This window comes from Mesorhizobium sp. CA4 (genome assembly GCF_020165075.1).
In the GTDB taxonomy this organism is placed as follows: domain Bacteria; phylum Pseudomonadota; class Alphaproteobacteria; order Rhizobiales; family Rhizobiaceae; genus Mesorhizobium.
In genome coordinates, this window is the sequence record NZ_JAIUHK010000004.1 from 162,197 (window position 1) to 180,062 (window position 17,866).

The following is a 17,866-nucleotide window of genomic DNA, read 5'->3' on the forward strand; positions in this document are numbered from 1 at the left end:
CCTGCGCTTGACGCAAACAGGCTTTTGATGTCGATACGGCGCAAAGAGGCCCCGATGAACGCTCTGCCAAATCCGACTGACGAAGGATGCGCCGCGCTGATCGAAGCGCTCGGCAGCCGTTCGATCGTCTTCGTCGGGCTGATGGGGGCCGGCAAGACGGCGATCGGCCGCAAGGTGGCGACGATGCTTTCGTTGCCCTTCATGGATAGCGACCAGGAGATCGAAAGCGTCTCGCGCATGACGGTGCCGGAGCTGTTCGAGCGCTATGGCGAGCCGGAATTCCGGGCGCTGGAGCAGCGCGTGATCCTGCGCCTGCTGGAGAACGGCCCGCAGGTGCTGTCGACCGGCGGCGGCGCCTTCATGAACGCGCAGACGCGCGAGGCGATTTCGGCGCATGGCGTATCGGTCTGGCTGAAGGCCGATCTGGACCTGTTGATGGAGCGCGTCTCCAAGAAGCAGAACCGGCCGCTGCTGAAAAATCCCGATCCGCGTGGTGTGCTGGAGCGGCTGATGGGCGAGCGCTATCCGGTGTACGCGACCGCCGACCTGACCGTGCCGACGCGCGACGACCGCAAGGAGATCATCGCCGGCGAGGTCGTCGCGGCGCTCTGCACCCATTTCGGCGTCGCCACGATCGCGACGGGCGCTCCAACTGACGAGGTGCAGCCGTGAGCCAGGCCGAGCCGGTGAAGGTCGAGGTCGGGCTCGGCGACCGCGCCTATGACATATTGATCGGCGCTGGATTGCTGGCGCGCTCCGGCGAAGAGATCGCGCGCCGCCTTCCCGGCATCCGCGCGGCCATCGTCACCGACGAGAACGTCGCCGCCGCGCATCTCGACGCGCTCAAGGCGGGGCTGCAGAAAGGCGGCATCCAGTCCGCCGTCATCACGCTGCCGGCGGGCGAAAAGACCAAGAGTTTCGCCCATCTCGAGGAGGTGGTCGACGGCGTGCTTGCGGCAAAACTCGAACGCCGCGACGTGGTGATCGCGCTCGGCGGCGGCGTCATCGGCGACCTTGCCGGCTTCGCGTCCGGCATCGTGCGGCGCGGCATGAACTTCGTGCAGATCCCGACCTCGCTGCTGGCGCAGGTCGATTCTTCGGTCGGCGGCAAGACGGGCATCAACAGCGCGCGCGGCAAGAACCTCGTCGGCGTGTTCCACCAGCCCAGGCTGGTGCTCGCCGACACGGGCGTGCTCGACACGCTGCCGATCCGCGAGTTCCGCGCCGGCTATGCCGAGCTTGCCAAATACGGGCTGATCGACCGCCCGGCCTTCTTCGCCTGGCTTGAACAGAACTGGCGGGACGTGTTCGCCGGCGGTCCGGCGCGGGTCGAGGCGATCGCCGAGGCCTGCCGCGCCAAGGCCGATGTCGTCGCCCGCGACGAGTTCGAGACCGGCGACCGCGCGCTGCTCAATCTCGGCCATACATTCGGCCATGCACTGGAAGCCGCCACGCAATATGACGGCGCGCGCCTCGTCCATGGCGAGGGCGTCGCTATCGGCATGGCGCTGGCGTATCGTTTTTCGGCGCGGCTCAACCTGGCGAGCCCGGACGACGCGAAGCGCGTCGAAGCGCATCTGCGCGCCGTCGGCCTGCCCTGGCGGATGGCCGATATTCCGGGCGACCTGCCGGATGCCGAGGCGCTGCTCGGCTTCATCACCCAGGACAAGAAGGTCTCGCGCGGCGCGCTGACCTTCATCCTGACGCGCGGCATCGGCCAGTCGTTCATCGCCAAGGACGTGCCGTCCTCGGAGGTGCTCTCCTTCCTCAAAGTGAGCCATCCCGAACGGCTCAAGATGAGCCATTCCAGATGACCGGCGCCGGCTGGATCGTCGCCGCCGTCCTTGCCGTCATCGTGCTTTTGGCGCTTCTGTTCCGTGCCCGGTTGCTTGCCGCTTTCGGCTACGCGCTTCGGCCGCTCGAGCCGCCGCAGCGAACAGAGCGCAACGGCAAGGATGAAGACAGCGACGATGCCCGCCGCGAGGGCGCGGCTGCCGGTGAGGAGCGCAATCGGCTCGAAGGCCTCTTCGACCTCGATGAACTCGAAGTGTCGGACATCATGGTCCACCGCACCAATATGCGCTCGGTCAATGCCGACAATGCGCCGGAGGCGGTGGTGCGCGAAATCCTGCAGAGCCCGCACACCCGCATGCCGCTGTGGAAGGGTTCGCTCGACAACATCGTCGGCGTCCTGCACGCGAAAGATCTGCTGAGAGCCCTCAACGAGGTCGGCAACGACTTTTCGCGGATCGACGTCATGAAGATCGCGGCGAAGCCGTGGTTCGTGCCGGACACCACCACCTTGCAGGAACAGCTCAACGCCTTCCTGCGGCGCAAGGCGCATTTCGCCATCGTCGTCGACGAATATGGCGAGGTCGAAGGACTGGTGACGCTGGAAGACATCATAGAGGAAATCGTCGGCGAGATCGCCGACGAGCACGACATCGATATGCAGGGCGTGAAAAAGGAGGCTGACGGCTCGGTCGTTGTCGACGGGACGGTGCCGATCCGCGACTTGAACCGCGCGCTCGACTGGGACCTGCCCGACGAGGAGGCGACGACGATCGCCGGTCTCGTCATCCACGAGACGCAATCGATTCCTGAGGAGAAGCAGGCTTTCACGTTCCACGGCAAGCGCTTCGTTGTCATGAAACGCGACAAGAACCGCATTGCGAGGTTGAGGATACGTCCGGCCAGCGAAGGCTAGGTGTGTTGATATCACGTAATGCCGGCCTGCTAGAGCATGATCCGGAAAAGCGGTAACCGGTTTTCGGAGAAGATCATGCTCCAACAAAGAGTTAGATCAGGATGGCGATTCAACGAAACGTCAGCGACAGCCTGCGATCTTAGAGTTCCTTGGTCCAGCGCTCGGAGAGCATTGCGCCGGTTCCGCCATCGATTGCGGCCAGGCTGACGTCGTAGCCCCAGAGGTTGCGGACATGGCGCAGCGTCGCATCGCGGCTTTCACCCTCGAGCATTACGCCGTCCTTCACCGTGTGCTGAAGCCGCAAATGCCGGTCGCCCAGGAGGTCGACGTCGATCACCTGGATGTCGGGGCGACTTGCCCCGATGTCGTAGCTTTGCGCCAACGCCGACCGTATCTTGGCATAGCCACGCTCATTGTGGATCGAGGCGACTTCGTAATGCGGCTCGTCGGCACCGTCGGCCAGCACGAAGAGCCGCCATTTGCGGATCAGCGCCGGGCTCAGATACTGGCGAATGAAGGATTCGTCGCGGTGGTTGGCCCAGGCGTCGAGCAAGGTGTCGCGCCAGTCGCCGCGGCCGGCGATGTCGGGAAACCAGTCGCGGTCCTCGGCTGTCGGCGTGGTCGAGATGCGCTGGATGTCCTGCATCATGTCGAGACCGAGCGCATAGGGATTGATGCCGGAAAAGCGCGGGTCGTCATAGGCCGGCTGGAAAACGACGTTCGAGTGATTGCGCAAGATCTCGAGCATGGCGCCTTCGCTGATACGGCCACGGTCGAAAAGCGTGTTCATGAGCGTGTAGTGCACGAAGGTCGCGCAGCCTTCGTTCATCACCTGGGTTTGCCGCTGCGGGTAGAAGTATTGCGCGATGACCCGCACGATCCTGACGATCTCGCGCTGCCAGGGCTCGAGGACGAGGCTGTTCTTCTCGAGAAAGTAGAGCAGGTTTTCCTCCGGCAGATGGAGCGATTTCTTCCGCTCGGCCGCATCGTCGTCAATGCCTGTTTTGGTCTCGCCGCTCTCTTGAGGAGGCGGCAGCGTTCGCCAGAGATCGTTGAAGGAACGCTCCTCGTATTCCAGGCGCTCGCGAAGCCCTTCGCGCTGCTGCTCAGACGACAGTCTCGGCGGCCGATGATAGCGAAACACACCCTGCTCCATCAGCGCGTGGGCTGAATCCAGGATCGCTTCCACGGCCGCCAGGCCATGCCGTTCCTCGCATCGGGCTATGTAGCTCTTGGCAAAATCCAGATAGCTCAAAATGCCGCCGGCATCGGTCCATTGCCGGAAGAGATGATTGTTCTTGAAGAAATGGTTGTGCCCAAGCGCGGCATGGGCGGTCACCAAAGCCTGCAGGGCCATGGTGTTCTCTTCCATGAGATAGACGATGCAGGGGTTGGAGTTGATGACCAGCTCATAGGCCAGACCGCGCGCGCCCTTGCGGTAAAGAAGCTCGTCGTAGAGGAAACGCTTGCCGAAAGACCAATGCCGGTACATCAGCGGCATGCCGACCGAAGAATAGGCGTCGAGCATCTGCTCGGAAGAGATGACCTCCATCTGCACCGGATAGATGTCGAGTCGAAGCTCTTCGAGGCCGAGCGCTTCGATCTCGTCATAGACGCGGGACAGTTTCGAAAAGTCCCAGTCAGACCCGGAAAACAACAGTTCGGATTTGCGCGCCTGGCTGACCATCGGCCTATGTCCCTTCGACCCTCAGTCCTCAAGCGCTCTTGCGCAGATCAGGTTGCCTGGCGAAGAGCTCTCGGAAGACCGGGTAAATGTCGGCCGGCGCAGCGATGCGCCTCATCTGGAAGTTCGGCCATTTCCCGTCGACGGCGTTGTAGGCCCGCCAGAGCGACGTTCCGTTCTCGGTCGAGCCGAAAATATGGCTTTCCCGCTCGTCGATGATCTCGACATAGGCGAAATACTGGCAAAGCCGCATAATCTTGCGGTCGAGCAGTTCTATGCAGCGCTCGGAGTCAGTAGCAAAATTGTCGCCGTCGGAAGCCTGGGCGGCGTAGATGTTCCATTCGGCGACCGGATAGCGTTCTTCGATGATGCGGTGCATTTCCTCGAGCGCGGTTGAGACGACCGTGCCGCCGCTTTCGGTGTGGTAGAAGAATGTATGCTCGTCCACCTCCTTGGCTTCGTGGGTGTGGCGGATGAAGACGACCTCGGTGCGTTCATAACGGCGCGTCAGGAACAGATGCAGCAGCACGAAGAAGCGTTTGGCCAGATCCTTCTCGCGCTCTCCCATCGAGCCGGAGACGTCCATCAGGCAGAACATCACCGCGCTCGCATTCGGCACCGGTTGGGGATCGAAGCGATTAAAACGGATATCGACCGGATCGACATAGGCAATGCGCCTGCGCCGGCGCTCCAGCCGCTCAAACGCCTCGCGCAGGGCGGCGATGCGTTCGCTTACCGCCGCGCTGGCCGGCTTCGCTTCGAGCTCGGCAATCTGCTGGGCGATCGCGTCGAGCTCCGCCTGTTTGGGGCGTCTCAGCGCGATGCGCCGCCCATGGCTGTTGCGCATCGTGCGTCCGACATTGATGTTGGTCGGCGCTCCGCTTGCGCTGAAGCCCGCCCGTCTCGGCTTGAAGCTCAGTATCTGCTTGAGATTGAGCTTGACCAGATCCGGCAGTTCGAGGTCTTCGAAAAAAAGATCGAGCACTTCCTCGCGCGACAGCACGAAGCGAAAGTCGTCTTCGGATGCCGTGGTTCCCGGGGCCGATCCGTAGCCTCCGCCGCCGCCCGGCTTGGCGATAAGATCGCCGGGGCTGAACGTCCGGTTGCCGGGCAGGATATGCTGGCGCCGGCCGGTTTCCTTGTCGTTGCCGAAGGTCGGTTCGTTGATACCCTTGCGAGGCATCGGCACGGCGTGCTCTCGGTCGACGTCGGCGATGCGGCCTGTCCGGACGTGGTCGCGCACGCTGCGCTTGAGATCTTCGCGCGCGCGCCTGAGGAAGCGCTGGCGATTGCCCAGGCTCTTGTCCTTCGGATTGAGGCGGCGGTCGATGAAGATCGGCATGGAACCGTCCCGACTTTGTTCAGCCCGCCTTGTTCACGCGCATGTACCAGTCGACCAGCCGTCGCACCTGCCGCTGAGTGTAGCCGCGCTCCACCATGCGCTGCACGAATTCGTTGTGCCGCTTCTCCGTGACGCTGTCCTGCTTGGAGCCGAAGCTGATCACCGGCAGCAGGTCCTCGACCTGTCCGAACATGCGCTTCTCGATGACCTCGCGAAGCTTTTCATAGCTCGTCCAGGATGGATTGCGGCCATGGTTGCGCGCCCTGGCGCGCAAGGTGAATTTGACCACTTCGTTGCGGAAGTCCTTGGGATTGGCGATGCCGGCGGGCTTTTCGACCTGCGACAATTCCTTGTCCAGGACCTCACGGTTGAGGATTTGGCCGGTGTCGGGGTCCTTGTAATCCTGATCCTCGATCCAGGCGTCGGCATAGGCGATGTAGCGGTCGAAGAGGTTCTGACCGTACTCGCTGTAGGATTCCAGATAGGCCTTCTGGATCTCGTGTCCGATGAACTCGGCGTAGCGCGTCGCGAGCTCCGACTTGATGAATTCGAGATACGCGGCCTCCGTCTCCTTCGGGAATTGCTCGCGCTTGATCGCCTCCTCGAGGATGTACATCAGGTGCACCGGGTCGGCGGCGACCTCCTTGGTGTCGTAGTTGAAGGTCTGCGACAGGATCTTGAAGGCGAAGCGGGTGCTGACCCCGGTCATGCCTTCGTCGACGCCGGCCGCGTCACGATATTCCTGGACAGACTTCGCCTTCGGGTCGATTTCCTTCAGGTTCTCGCCGTCATAGGCGCGCATCTTGGTGTAGAGCGGCGAGTTCTCATGTTCGGCAAGGCGGGTGGAGACGGTGAAGCGGCTGAGAATGTCCAGCACTTCGGGCGCGCAGGGGCTGTTCGCCAATTCGCTCTCACGGAGCAGCTTTTCGTAGATCTGCCGTTCCTCGGTGATGCGCAGGCAATAGGGAACCTTGACCACGAGGATGCGGTCGAGGAAGGCCTCGTTGTTCTTGTTGTTCTTGAACTGCTGCCATTCCGATTCGTTGGAGTGGGCGACGACGATGCCCTGATACGGGAAGGCGCCGAAATTCTCGGTGCCGTTGTAGCTGCCTTCCTGGGTTGCCGTCAGCAACGGGTGCAGGACCTTGATGGGCGCCTTGAACATCTCGACGAATTCGAGCAGGCCCTGCGTCGTCCGGTTGAGGCCGCCGCTGTAGGAGTAGGCGTCCGGGTCGGACTGGCTGAAGTGCTCCAACTGTCTGATGTCGACCTTGCCGACCAGGGCCGAGACGTCTTGATTGTTCTCGTCGCCGGGCTCGGTCTTGGCGATGGCGATTTGGCGCAGCCGCGACGGCATCAGCTTGACGACGCTGAATTTGGAGATGTCGCCAGACAATTCGTCGAGGCGCTTGGCCGCCCAGGGCGAGATCAGCCCGCTCAGGCGGCGGCGTGCGATGCCGTATTTGTCTTCCAGCAGGTCGCCCATGCGATCGGGATGGAAAAGGCCAAGCGGCGACTCGAAGATCGGGCTGATCTGGTTGCCGACCTTGAGCGTGTAGATCGGCCGCTCTTCCATCAGCTTCTTCAGCCGTTCGGCCAGCGAGGATTTGCCGCCGCCGACCGGACCGAGGAGATAGAGGATCTGCTTGCGCTCCTCGAGGCCTTGCGAGGCGTAGCGGAAATATCCGGCGATGCGCTCGATCGTATCCTCCATCCCGTAGAAGTCGGAGAAAGAGGGATAGATCTTGATGGTGCGGTTGGAGAAAATGCGACCGAGCCGCTCGTCCTTGCTGGTGTCGATCAGATTCGGCTCACCGATCGCCTCGACCATGCGTTCGGGTGCCGACGCATACATGGTTTTGTCTTCGCGGCAGGCCAGTAGGTATTGCTGTAGGCTGATCTCTTCCTGGGCCGCGTTGGAATAAATCTCCGAAAACAGATCGAAGACGTCTGATTGGTTCTCGCGCATGGTGCTTTGCCTCGGAGCCGATGGGCTGCCAATCGGCTCATCGCTGCATCAACTGCCGGAAAGCGCTGTTTGTTCCCTTCATATGAAGGATAGCGCATGCAATCTGACATTGACCCGTTTAGATGCCAGCGGCCGAATTGCTCGCCTTGGAAAATACGTGGTGATTGCCGGCGGAGCTTCAAGGGCGGGATCTGGTTTGCGCTCCACAAGTTGTCGTTATTGATGCTTAATCGAAGTGCGCGGTGCGCTTCCGCGCGCTGCCGCCTTAAATCTGGCCGGAGATGAGGATGATGATCGATCGGCGCAGCTCTATTGCGGCATCCCTGACGGCGCTGTTGCCGGCAGGCGCGTCAGCCGCCGGGCGTCCGGGCCAGGTCACGCTGTTCGACGGCGGTATCGATCAATCGCGATTTTCGGTCAAGACGGCGATGCCCTGACCGCGGCTGTGTTGGCGTTTCTCAAGGCGACGGTCGGCTGACTACCAGCGCGTCTTCTCGCCCGGTGCCGCCGGCTCGATCGCCAGCGCATGCACGCCGGCTTTCAATTCGTCGGCCAGCAGTTCGTTGACGGCACGGTGACGGTCGATGCGGCTCATGCCGGCAAAGGCGGCCGAGACGACACGGACGCGGAAATGCGTCTCGCCGATGCCGTCGAACTGGGCCTCCTGGCCGTGCTCGACGTGATGATGGCCGGCGTGAAGGTGGCTTTCGTTGATGACGGCGAGCCGTTCGGGCGAAAATGCCGCTTTCAGCTTGTTTTCCATCGTCGACTGTATGGACATCCGGGCTTCCCTTCCCCACTTGACGGCCATAGCCGCAAATTGTTGACGGCATGGCCGCAACTTACCTGCGCCACAGCCGCAAAATCTGAATTCGACCGCTTTTAAGCCGCGATTCAGCGGTTAGGGCGATCATCGGCGAAATGTCAATTCTTGTTTCGCAGGTGCGAACAGCCCATAAATGGGTGAGATGAAAGCGTATCCCAAATATTTCGAGAAAATTCGAATCCGGCCGGAAAAGGACGCGGAGCTTAAGTCGCGCGCGCCGATCTGCCAGTGGGACGGCTGCAACGAGGCAGGCACGCACCGGGCGCCTGTCGGACGCCTCAAGGAGGGCGAGTATTTCCGCTTCTGCTTCGAGCATGTGCGCGAATACAACAAGGGCTTCAATTACTTCTCCGGCGTGTCGGACAGCGAGATCGCGCGCTTCCAGAAAGAGGCGCTGACCGGCCACAGGCCGACATGGCGCATGGGCGCCAATGGCGGTGGGACGCGCTCGGCGCCGGATTTCGCGCAGCAGCGTTCGGGTCGCGCCGGCTACTACAACCGCATGCGCGATCCGTTCAACCTGTTCGGCTTAGGCGCGCGCGAGCCGCGGGAGCGCAAGGCAAAGCCGCTTGAGGCCAAGGCGCTGGAAACGCTTGGCCTTGACACAAAGGCGACTGGCCAGGACATCAAGGCGCGTTATAAGGAACTGGTAAAGCGCCACCACCCGGATGCGAATGGCGGCGACAGAGGTTCGGAAGACCGGTTACGCGATGTGCTCCAGGCTTATCGCGTGCTCAAGCAGGCAGGATTGTGCTGAGCGGCCCCACGGTCCGTGTCGTTTTCCAACTTTCATAAGGTTGGAAAAGGCTCTAAGACCGCCCCCGGACAAAATCGATTGCCGGCGAAACGCGGCGTTTCGCCCGTGGAGACGTTGATAGAGATGAACAAGGTCGATCGCGATATCGCCAACCTGCCCGACACGACGGTGTCGGTGAAGGAGAAATTCGGTTTCGAGTCCAAGATGGTCGTTCCCGCTTATTCGGCGGCGACCGAGCATGTGCCGGATATCGATCCCGACTACCTCTTCGACCGCGCGACGACGTTGGCGATCCTCGCCGGCTTTGCCTACAACCGCCGGGTAATGGTGTCGGGCTACCACGGCACCGGCAAGTCGACGCATATCGAGCAGGTGGCGGCGCGGCTCAACTGGCCCTGCGTGCGCGTCAATCTCGACAGCCATGTCAGCCGTATCGATCTCGTCGGCAAGGACGCCATCGTCGTCAAGGAAGGCCTGCAGATCACTGAATTCCGCGACGGCATTCTGCCCTGGGCCTATCAGCACAATGTCGCGCTCTGTTTCGACGAATATGACGCCGGCCGTCCTGACGTGATGTTCGTCATCCAGCGCGTCCTGGAATCGTCGGGGCGGCTCACGCTGCTCGACCAGAGCCGCGTCATCCGCCCGCATCCGGCGTTCCGGCTGTTCGCCACCGCCAACACGGTTGGTCTCGGCGACACCACCGGCCTCTATCACGGCACGCAGCAGATCAACCAGGCGCAGATGGACCGCTGGTCGATCGTCACCACGCTCAACTACCTGCCGCACGACAATGAAGTGAACATCGTGCTGGCGAAGGCCAAGCACTATCGCGACAACAAGGGCAAGGACATCGTCAACAAGATGGTGCGCGTCGCAGACATGACGCGCTCGGCCTTCATCAATGGCGACCTGTCGACTGTGATGAGCCCGCGTACCGTCATCACCTGGGCCGAGAACGCCGAGATCTTCGGCGATATCGGCATGGCGTTCCGGCTGACCTTCCTCAACAAGTGCGACGAGCTGGAGCGTTCGGTTGTGGCTGAGTTCTACCAGCGCGCCTTCGGCGAGGATCTGCCGGAGAGCGCCGCCAACGTGGTGCTGGGTTAGGTGCGCAGCTGAAAGGCCTCCAGCCTTTCAGCATGAATCGCGCAGGGAATGATCAATGGCGGGTCCGGGCGACAACACGCGCAACAAGCCGAAGAACGGGTCTGAAGCCGACAGCTTCAAGCGCGCCGTGACCGTGTGCATGCGCGCCGTGGCCGGCGACAAGGACCTCGAGGTCGGCTTCGCCAAGGATCGGCCGGCGCTCGCCGGCAACCGCGCCCGGCTGCCCGAGCTGCCGAAGAAAGCTTCCCGCAACGATATCGCGATCACCCGTGGGCTGGGGGATTCCATGGCGCTGAAGCGCGCCTGCCACGATCAGCGCATCCACAACAAGCTGGCGCCGGAGGGCAAGCTGGCGCGGTCTATCTTCGATGCCGTCGAACAGGCTCGTGTCGAGGCGATCGGCAGCCGCGCCATGCAGGGCGTGGCCGACAATATCGGCTCGATGCTCGAGGACAAATACACCAAGGCGAACCTCGTCGACGTCAGGGACAAGGCCGACGCCCCCCTCGAAGAGGCGATCGCGCTGATGGTGCGCGAAAAGCTCACCGGACGTCCCGTGCCGAAGAGCGGCGAGCGGCTGGTCGACCTCTGGCGTCCCTGGATCGAGGAGAAGGCCAGCGCCGATCTCGACGGCCTGTCGGCCAAGCTCGGGGACCAGCAGGCCTTTGCCCGCGTCGTGCGCGACATGCTGGTTTCCATGGAAATGGCCGAAGAGCTTGGCGACGACCAGGAAACCGACGACTCCGAGGAAAACGAAGAGAACGAGCAGCAAGGCGAGGAACAGAGCGAGGAGGGCGGCGAGGAGGATTCAGGCTCCGAGCAGTCGCAGTCGGAAGATGCCGAAGCCTCCGCCGACGAGGAAGAGTCGGCCGAGACCGAGGCGACCGACGCCACCTCGGACGATCTCTCCGACGAGGATGATTCCGACGCCGAGACGCCGGGCGAGGCCAAGCGCAACGACAACCCGTTCCTTAACCTGCCGAAAGAGATCGATTACAAGGTCTTCAGCACCGCCTTCGACGAGACGGTCGGCGCCGAGGACCTGTGCGAGGAAGAGGAGCTCGACCGGCTGCGCGCCTTTCTCGACAAGCAGCTGGCCAACCTCTCCGGCGTCGTCGGGCGGCTCGCCAACCGGCTGCAGCGCCGGCTGATGGCGCAGCAGAACCGCTCGTGGGATTTCGACCTCGAGGAAGGCTATCTCGATCCGGCGCGCCTGGTGCGGGTCGTCATCGACCCGATGCAGCCGCTGTCCTTCAAGCAGGAGCGCGACACCAAGTTCCGCGACACGGTGGTGTCGCTGGTGCTCGACAATTCGGGCTCGATGCGCGGGCGTCCGATCACGGTCGCCGCGACCTGCGCCGACATACTGGCGCGCACGCTGGAGCGCTGCGGCGTTTCGGTGGAAATCCTCGGCTTCACCACGCGGGCATGGAAAGGCGGGCAGGCGCGCGAGAAATGGCTGAAGGACGGCAAGCCGCCGAATCCCGGCCGGCTCAACGACCTGCGCCACATCATCTACAAATCCGCCGACCACCCGTGGCGGCGAGCGCGGCGCAATCTCGGGCTGATGATGCGCGAGGGCCTGCTCAAGGAAAACATCGACGGCGAGGCGCTGCTATGGGCGCATAACCGCCTGATCGGCCGGCCGGAGCAGCGCAAGATCCTGATGATGATCTCCGACGGCGCGCCGGTCGACGATTCCACCCTCTCGGTCAATCCGGGCAATTACTTGGAACGCCATTTGCGGGCGGTCATCGAGCTGATCGAGACGCGCTCGCCGGTCGAGCTGCTGGCGATCGGCATCGGCCACGACGTTACACGCTATTATCGCCGCGCGGTCACCATCGTCGATGCCGAGGAACTGGCCGGCGCGATGACCGAGCAGCTCGCATCGCTGTTCGGCGAGGAAAGCGCGCGCGACACAAGGCGCGGCGGCTTGCGGCGCGCCGGATGATCTTTTCAAGGGGGCGTGCGCGGCGGACGCTTTTCGCCTGCATGCTGGCCTGCGCCTCGCCGGCCATTGCCGCCGCGGGGACTCCCGTCGAGACGGTCGAGATCTCGGCGCGGCCGATCAGCCAGTTCCATGTCGGCGACGACGAAACGCGGTTCGGGCCGCTCGAATTCGTCGGCGGGCTGGAGATGACCTCGCCGGCGCGCGATTTCGGCGCGCTGTCGGCCTTTCGCTTCCTGAAGCCGGGCGGCGATTTCATCGGTGTCGCCGACACCGGTTTCTGGTTCTTCGGCACGATCACGCATGACGCCGGCAAGCGACCGTCGGGTGTGACGAATTTCCGCATGCAGCAGATGGTCGACGCCTCGGGCCGGCCGATTGACCGGAAATGGGAGGTCGACGCGGAGGGGCTCGCGGTCAAGGACGGCATCGCCACCGTCGGCTTCGAGCGCGACCAGCGCGTCGCCCAGTTCAAGATCGATCCCGACAATATGAAAGCCCCGGTCAGGCAGCTCGATTATCAGGTTCCCGCCGAGGAGCTGCGCCAGAACCGCGGCTTTGAGACCGTCACCCACGCCAATCCTTATGGGCAGCACGAGGGCGGCCTGGTCGTGGTCTCGGAGAGGAGCCTCAACAAGGCAGGCAACGTCTACGCAGCCGTCATCGAGGGACCGCATAAGGGCGTCTTCACCGTCAGGCGCGACGGCGATTTCGACATAACCGACGGCGCCTTCCTGCCGGACGGCGACCTGCTGCTTCTGGAACGCAGTTTCTCGATTGCCCGCGGGGTGAAGATGCGGCTGCGGCGCATCTATGGCGAAAGCGTCGCGAAGGGCGCGGTCGCCGACGGGCCGGTGCTGATGGAGGCCGACATGGGCTACCAGATCGACAATATGGAAGGGCTCGACGTCTGGACCGCGACGACGGCGCGCTGATGGTATCGCTGATATCCGACGAAAACCATTCGATCCTGCAGCGGAACCTCTATTTGGAATTCATCCTGCACCAGGACTGAGGACGATGGGCCCTGTCGGCCGCACGGAAAAACCGTTCACACTTTTCCTGGAATTGTTCTACCGGCCGATGTGGCGGACTTCGTTCATCACGAAATTGGCCGCGCGCTTGCTCCGGTTGCGGATCTTGAGCGTCGTGGTATTGTCGACGAAATAGGTATGAAGAATGCTGTCGCGGGTGCGGACTTCCGGTCCGACGGTGTCGACGGCGTGCCAGGTGTCGGTGCCGACCGCAAAGGCGTAGCCTGTATTCGGCGAAAACGACATCCGGTGCGAATTCTCGAAACGCCCGTCCGGCATGCGCTCGGCGAAGCGGGTGCCGATATGGTTGATCGAGTCGTCCTCCGGCAGGTAGAACTGCACCGTGATGCCCTTCCACTTCGTGTCGGTGTGGAAGCCGATCTTGTAGCCCGCCACGTCGCGCGTCAGCATCGGCACCGGATACATGCCGACCTTCATGAAGTCCGGACCGAACCGGCGCTCCAGGCCCGGGGCGAGGCGGCGCATGAACGCTTGCTTCAGGTCCGGCGCATGCAATGCCTTGCCGACCAACGCCCAGACGGCCCGTTTCTCGCTAGGCAGATGGCGGATATATTCAGGGTAGAGGTCGATCTTGATCCGCGTCGCGGTGCCGTCAGCCTTGATATTCACATTGTTGCGCCCCTTGAGCGCACGATATTCGCGCGCCTCCGGCATGGCGGCGCGCATGCGCCGATAAAGGTCCGCCGGGAAAACATCGGTCATCTCCAAATGCCAGAAAGGCTTTTCCACAAAGGCGGCGCGGTTCACCGCGCCCACCATGTGGGAGACAACATGCTGCAGCGTTTGTGTGGCTGATGCAGGCACCAGCGCGTCCTCTGTGGCCGACATGGATATTCTCTCCCTAAAACCCCGAATCCAAATTGCTTGAATACATATATCGCCGCCCCAGCGAAATGCTAACCAAAGCACAGGCTGGATTGCAACGACCCACGGAACTGATTTCGATCGCGATTTTCTAAATCACGAAGTGAAGTTGCATCAGCTCAAAGCAAGCAGGTTGCGAGGGGCGCGGTCGACGATGCTGATATCGTTGCAGGCTGATATTCAACGGACCTTGTAGATCTCGATCGGCTTTCCCGCCGTAGACTGGTCTAGTTCGAGCCATTCCGGCAGGTCGCCCCGCAGCAACGCCGCGGCAAGGCCTTCCGGCGCGTCCGAGGCCAGCGATATCTCTTCCGTGTTGCCGCGGCAGATCGCGATCAGTCCAACATGCTCGCGCTCGATGACGGCGCGGGCGGCGTCCGGGGCTCCCATGAAGGCATCGAGCATGGCCAAATTGCCGCCGACATTGCGGTGGTAAGGGCCGGCCAGCGTGCGGTGGCCGGTGAACACCAATATTCCCGAGCCGAGATTGGACGAGGCAAGCACCGTCGTCGCCGGCATGGCGGCGAGGTCGCGGAAGTCGCCCGGCTTGCCGCAGGTCACGGCATGGTCGGGATCGGAATTGATCCGCTGCGGCGCCGTCTGGACCATGGACTGCGCCGCTATCGCGACGCCGGTCCAGGTCGCGTTCAGCGAGACCAGCCACGCCAGGACGATGCCGGCGGAAAGGCGCCATGACGGGGCGGCGTCCGCCCGCAGGCGGATTTTCGCGATCCAGGCCGAGAGCGGCAATATGGCGAAGGCGACGGAGAAGGTCGAGCCGCGCACCTGCCAAAGGCTGACGACGAAGGCAACGAGGAGCAGGATGGCGGCCAGCGTTTCCTCGCCGCGCAGGCGACGGGTCCGGAGTTGAAAGCCGATCAGCAGAATCGCGATGAAGGGCGTCACATAGCGCGCCGCCATTAGCTTCGGCTGGTGGATGGCGACGCTCCAGAAGGGCTGGGCTTCGATCACGTCGGCCAGCCAATAGGTGCGGATGCGCTCGTCCATGCCCGCATAGGGCGATGCCAGACATTGCGGGAAGAACAGCATCACGGCGGCCGCGACCGCCACCGCAAGCGCCAGCATTGAAACCAGCCGCGCCCGCGTTGTCGACGCGGTCAACGCAGCCGCGATCGCGAGGCCGAAGCCGGACAGCGCTGCTACCGCGAACTGGAAGGACGAGAAGGCGTCGCATTGGGCCACGCCCCAGTCGGCGGGCCGGATGGTCGCTACGAAAACCAGGGAGGCGATGCCGGCAAATCCGAGGCCAAAGCCTCGTGCCGTGACGCGCTCCTTGTCGTCGAGGATGAACAGGACAGCAGCGCAGATGCCGAGCACCGCCACATAAGGAGCGGTCTCCATGCCGACCGCGAGCGTCAGGCCGGCGCAAATGCCCGACAGAAGGGCAGCGGGCCGCCAGAAGGGCGCTTCCATCAGGAGCCAGAGGCTGGCTGCGGTCAGCAACAGCTGGACGTTGTGATGATCGATCACCCCCGGGCTGTAGATCATCAGGAAGAACAGCGCCGCCGTCGACAGGATGATTGCCGGCATCGCGACATTCGCAGCGGCGAAGCGCTGCGAGGCGCGCATGAGCACGAATATGGTCAGCCCGTAGAGGAGGGTCGGCCAGATGATCTGCGCGGCGCGTTCGGCAGCGGCCGTGCTGGCGCCCAGCGCATCGAAGGCCATGATGATCAGCGCGAGCGGCGTGTCGACAAGCCGCGACCAATGCATGACGAAGCCGCCCGAGGTGCCCATCCTGTATTGATGGAGATCGAACCAGCTTTGGCCTCCGAGCAGGTCGCGAACCTCGACCAGCCGCAGCATGCTGTCATTGTCTGCGCCATAATTCGCAAGGGTGGGGAAGCCGGAAACGGCGTTGATCGTCAGCACCACCAGCATGGCGCACAACGCAAGCAGGAGATCGTTTTTCCAACCGGTGCCATGCACGGTCATGCTGGTCGCGATGCCTTAGAGCAATTCCAGGAAAAGTGTGCCACGGTTTTCCGTTAGGAATTGCATCAAAACAGAGAGGTAGAGTGGTTCGCCGTTTCCGTGAAACGGCGAACCACTCTGGAGAATTTCCGCGATCCTGCATCATCGGGCGTAACAAAGCGTAAAGCCGCTGCGGCCGTGGCTGAAAGCGTCAGGCCTGGTTGGTAGCAACCCAGATGACGTGGCGAGCACCGCGCTTGCCGTTGGCCCGCGTGCTGATCTCCTCGACCACGAAGCCGGCCTGCTTCAGCCGCCGGGTGAAGCCGCTGTCCGGCCCCTGCGACCAGACCGCCAGGACGCCGCCGGGCGTCAAGGCGGCTCGCGCGGCCGCCAGGCCGGCCGCGCCATAGAGCGCGTCATTGCCCTTGTAGACGATGCCTTCGGGACCATTGTCGACGTCGAGCAGGATGGCGTCCCAGGCGGCTTTCTCCGCCCGTATCAGTTGGCCGACATCGGCCTCGCGAATGGCGACGCGAGGGCCGTCGAGGCAGCCGTCGAAGATTTCCGCCATCGGGCCGCGCGCCCAGGCGACGACCGCGGGGACAAGTTCGGCAACGGTGACGGTGGCGTCCGCATCGAGCGCGGAGAGGGCCGCGCGCAAGGTGAAACCCATGCCGAGCCCGCCGATGAGGATGTTTGGCCGCTTGCGGCCGGCGATCCGCTCGCAGGAAAGCCTGGCCAGCGCTTCCTCGGAGCCGCTGAGGCGGCTGTTCATCAGCTCGTTGGTGCCGAGCATGATCGAAAATTCAGCGCCGCGCTGTTTAAGGCGCAGCTCCTGGCCGCCCTCGGGCGTGCGCGTGGAATCAAGCTGAACCCAGGGGATCATGCTCTCTCATTTTGTTTGAGGATGATCTTTTCCAAAAACCGGTCCCACTTTTCGGGATCATGCTCCGACCGCGACCGCCGGCTGGCTCCAGCGCGCGGCGAGCAGACGGTAAGGAATCAGCGCCACGACAGCGATGATGAGCTTCACCGAAAGGTCGCCAAGCGCCCAGGACACCCAGCGCATCGTCTCGACCGGCAGTACGCCCATCAGCGGCGCGGTCTCCAGCGCGAAGCTGTCGTTGGGGCCGGCAAAGGCGAAGGCCGCGGAGAAGGCGACGCCGAAGAAGACAACCGTGTCGAACACCGAGCCAACCAGCGTGCCGACGATCGGCGCGCGCCACCAGCTCTGCCGGCGCAGGCGGTTGAAGACGGTGACGTCCAGCAATTGTGCGGTGAGGAACGCGGCGCCGGAAGCGGCGGCGATGCGCACCAGCCGGTCGGCGGCGGTCTCGAACTCGATCAGGCCGTGGCGAAACAGGAAGGGCGGGATCAGGATCGAGCAGGTCACCGCAGCCATAAAGCCGATGAACACCACCTTGCGCGCCACGGCCGGGCCATAGCGGCGGTTGGCGAGGTCGGTGACCAGGAAGGAGAAGGGATAGGTGAAGGCGCCCCAGGTGAGCAGGTCGGCCAGCGACAGGCCGCCGATCTCGCCCTGCATCGGGAACTGCACTAGGATGTTCGACGCCACGACGACGAGCGCCATTGCGGCCACGAAGGGCGAATATCGCGTCAGGAAATTCATTTTTTTATCCTGGGTGATGGAACCAGCGGAGCGTCA

15 protein-coding genes and 1 pseudogene are annotated in these 17,866 nt (G+C 63.1%); 8 read left to right on the top strand and 8 right to left on the bottom strand.

What is annotated here, in order from left to right:
* The first annotated feature begins 54 nt into the window (after positions 1-54).
* The 3 genes from LB528_RS05145 to LB528_RS05155 are packed head-to-tail and all read left to right on the top strand — an operon-like array spanning position 55 to position 2,707.
* Entirely contained in the window at positions 55-672 is a 618-nt protein-coding gene (locus tag LB528_RS05145; RefSeq protein ID WP_224714047.1) for a shikimate kinase, read from the top strand.
* Positions 669-1,814: a 3-dehydroquinate synthase gene (aroB, locus tag LB528_RS05150; RefSeq protein WP_224714048.1), complete on the top strand. Its 1,146-nt coding sequence runs from the start codon at positions 669-671 to the stop codon at positions 1,812-1,814. Before LB528_RS05145 ends, aroB begins: the two co-directional genes overlap by 4 nt.
* On the top strand, positions 1,811-2,707 hold the full coding sequence (locus tag LB528_RS05155; RefSeq protein ID WP_224714049.1) for an HlyC/CorC family transporter: 897 nt from the start codon (positions 1,811-1,813) through the stop codon (positions 2,705-2,707). Before aroB ends, LB528_RS05155 begins: the two co-directional genes overlap by 4 nt.
* A gap of 139 nt (positions 2,708-2,846) precedes the next feature.
* On the opposite strand, the gene LB528_RS05160 is transcribed toward LB528_RS05155, so the two are convergent.
* From LB528_RS05160 to LB528_RS05170, 3 genes are read right to left on the bottom strand one after another with little or no spacing between them, the layout of a single operon-like run.
* Positions 2,847-4,394, bottom strand: coding sequence for a SpoVR family protein (locus LB528_RS05160; RefSeq protein ID WP_224714050.1), 1,548 nt, complete (start codon positions 4,392-4,394; stop codon positions 2,847-2,849).
* 28 nt (positions 4,395-4,422) lie between these two features.
* Positions 4,423-5,733: a YeaH/YhbH family protein gene (locus tag LB528_RS05165; protein WP_224714051.1), complete on the bottom strand. Its 1,311-nt coding sequence runs from the start codon at positions 5,731-5,733 to the stop codon at positions 4,423-4,425.
* Positions 5,734-5,752: 19 nt separating this feature from the next.
* Positions 5,753-7,702: a PrkA family serine protein kinase gene (locus LB528_RS05170; protein WP_224510527.1), complete on the bottom strand. Its 1,950-nt coding sequence runs from the start codon at positions 7,700-7,702 to the stop codon at positions 5,753-5,755.
* Positions 7,703-7,989: 287 nt separating this feature from the next.
* Between LB528_RS05170 and LB528_RS05175 the strand changes: the two genes are divergently transcribed.
* Positions 7,990-8,139 carry a hypothetical protein gene (locus tag LB528_RS05175; protein ID WP_224714052.1) on the top strand — a complete coding sequence of 50 codons (150 nt, stop codon included), beginning with the start codon at positions 7,990-7,992 and terminating at the stop codon, positions 8,137-8,139.
* 41 nt (positions 8,140-8,180) lie between these two features.
* On the opposite strand, the gene LB528_RS05180 is transcribed toward LB528_RS05175, so the two are convergent.
* Entirely contained in the window at positions 8,181-8,483 is a 303-nt protein-coding gene (locus tag LB528_RS05180) for a BolA family protein (protein ID WP_224714053.1), read from the bottom strand.
* Between the two features lie 178 nt (positions 8,484-8,661).
* Here LB528_RS05180 and LB528_RS05185 point away from each other — a divergent pair, with 178 nt between their 5' ends.
* From LB528_RS05185 to LB528_RS05200, 4 genes and pseudogenes are all read left to right on the top strand, one after another.
* Positions 8,662-9,285 carry a J domain-containing protein gene (locus LB528_RS05185; protein WP_224714054.1) on the top strand — a complete coding sequence of 208 codons (624 nt, stop codon included), beginning with the start codon at positions 8,662-8,664 and terminating at the stop codon, positions 9,283-9,285.
* A 123-nt stretch (positions 9,286-9,408) separates the two neighbouring features.
* Complete coding sequence (gene cobS, locus LB528_RS05190) at positions 9,409-10,395, top strand: cobaltochelatase subunit CobS (protein WP_224510520.1); 987 nt, start codon at positions 9,409-9,411, stop codon at positions 10,393-10,395.
* A 55-nt stretch (positions 10,396-10,450) separates the two neighbouring features.
* Positions 10,451-12,349, top strand: coding sequence for a cobaltochelatase subunit CobT (cobT, locus tag LB528_RS05195; RefSeq protein ID WP_224714055.1), 1,899 nt, complete (start codon positions 10,451-10,453; stop codon positions 12,347-12,349).
* Positions 12,346-13,361 (top strand): annotated as a pseudogene (locus tag LB528_RS05200) (esterase-like activity of phytase family protein). The gene cobT and the pseudogene LB528_RS05200 overlap by 4 nt, the downstream one beginning before the upstream one ends.
* Before the next feature lie 58 nt (positions 13,362-13,419).
* Here LB528_RS05200 and LB528_RS05205 read toward each other — a convergent pair.
* From LB528_RS05205 to LB528_RS05220, 4 genes are all read right to left on the bottom strand, one after another.
* Positions 13,420-14,229 (bottom strand): hypothetical protein, encoded by an 810-nt coding sequence (locus LB528_RS05205; RefSeq protein WP_224510514.1) that lies wholly within the window; start codon positions 14,227-14,229, stop codon positions 13,420-13,422.
* Between the two features lie 216 nt (positions 14,230-14,445).
* The gene (locus tag LB528_RS05210) at positions 14,446-16,221 is read right to left on the bottom strand and encodes a GtrA family protein (RefSeq protein WP_224714056.1); all 1,776 of its coding nucleotides are present in this window, start codon (positions 16,219-16,221) and stop codon (positions 14,446-14,448) included.
* A gap of 190 nt (positions 16,222-16,411) precedes the next feature.
* Positions 16,412-17,086 carry a hypothetical protein gene (locus tag LB528_RS05215; protein WP_224510510.1) on the bottom strand — a complete coding sequence of 225 codons (675 nt, stop codon included), beginning with the start codon at positions 17,084-17,086 and terminating at the stop codon, positions 16,412-16,414.
* A 57-nt stretch (positions 17,087-17,143) separates the two neighbouring features.
* A complete protein-coding gene (locus LB528_RS05220; protein ID WP_224510508.1) occupies positions 17,144-17,830 on the bottom strand; it encodes a queuosine precursor transporter in 687 nt (228 codons plus the stop codon).
* Positions 17,831-17,866: the final 36 nt, after the last annotated feature.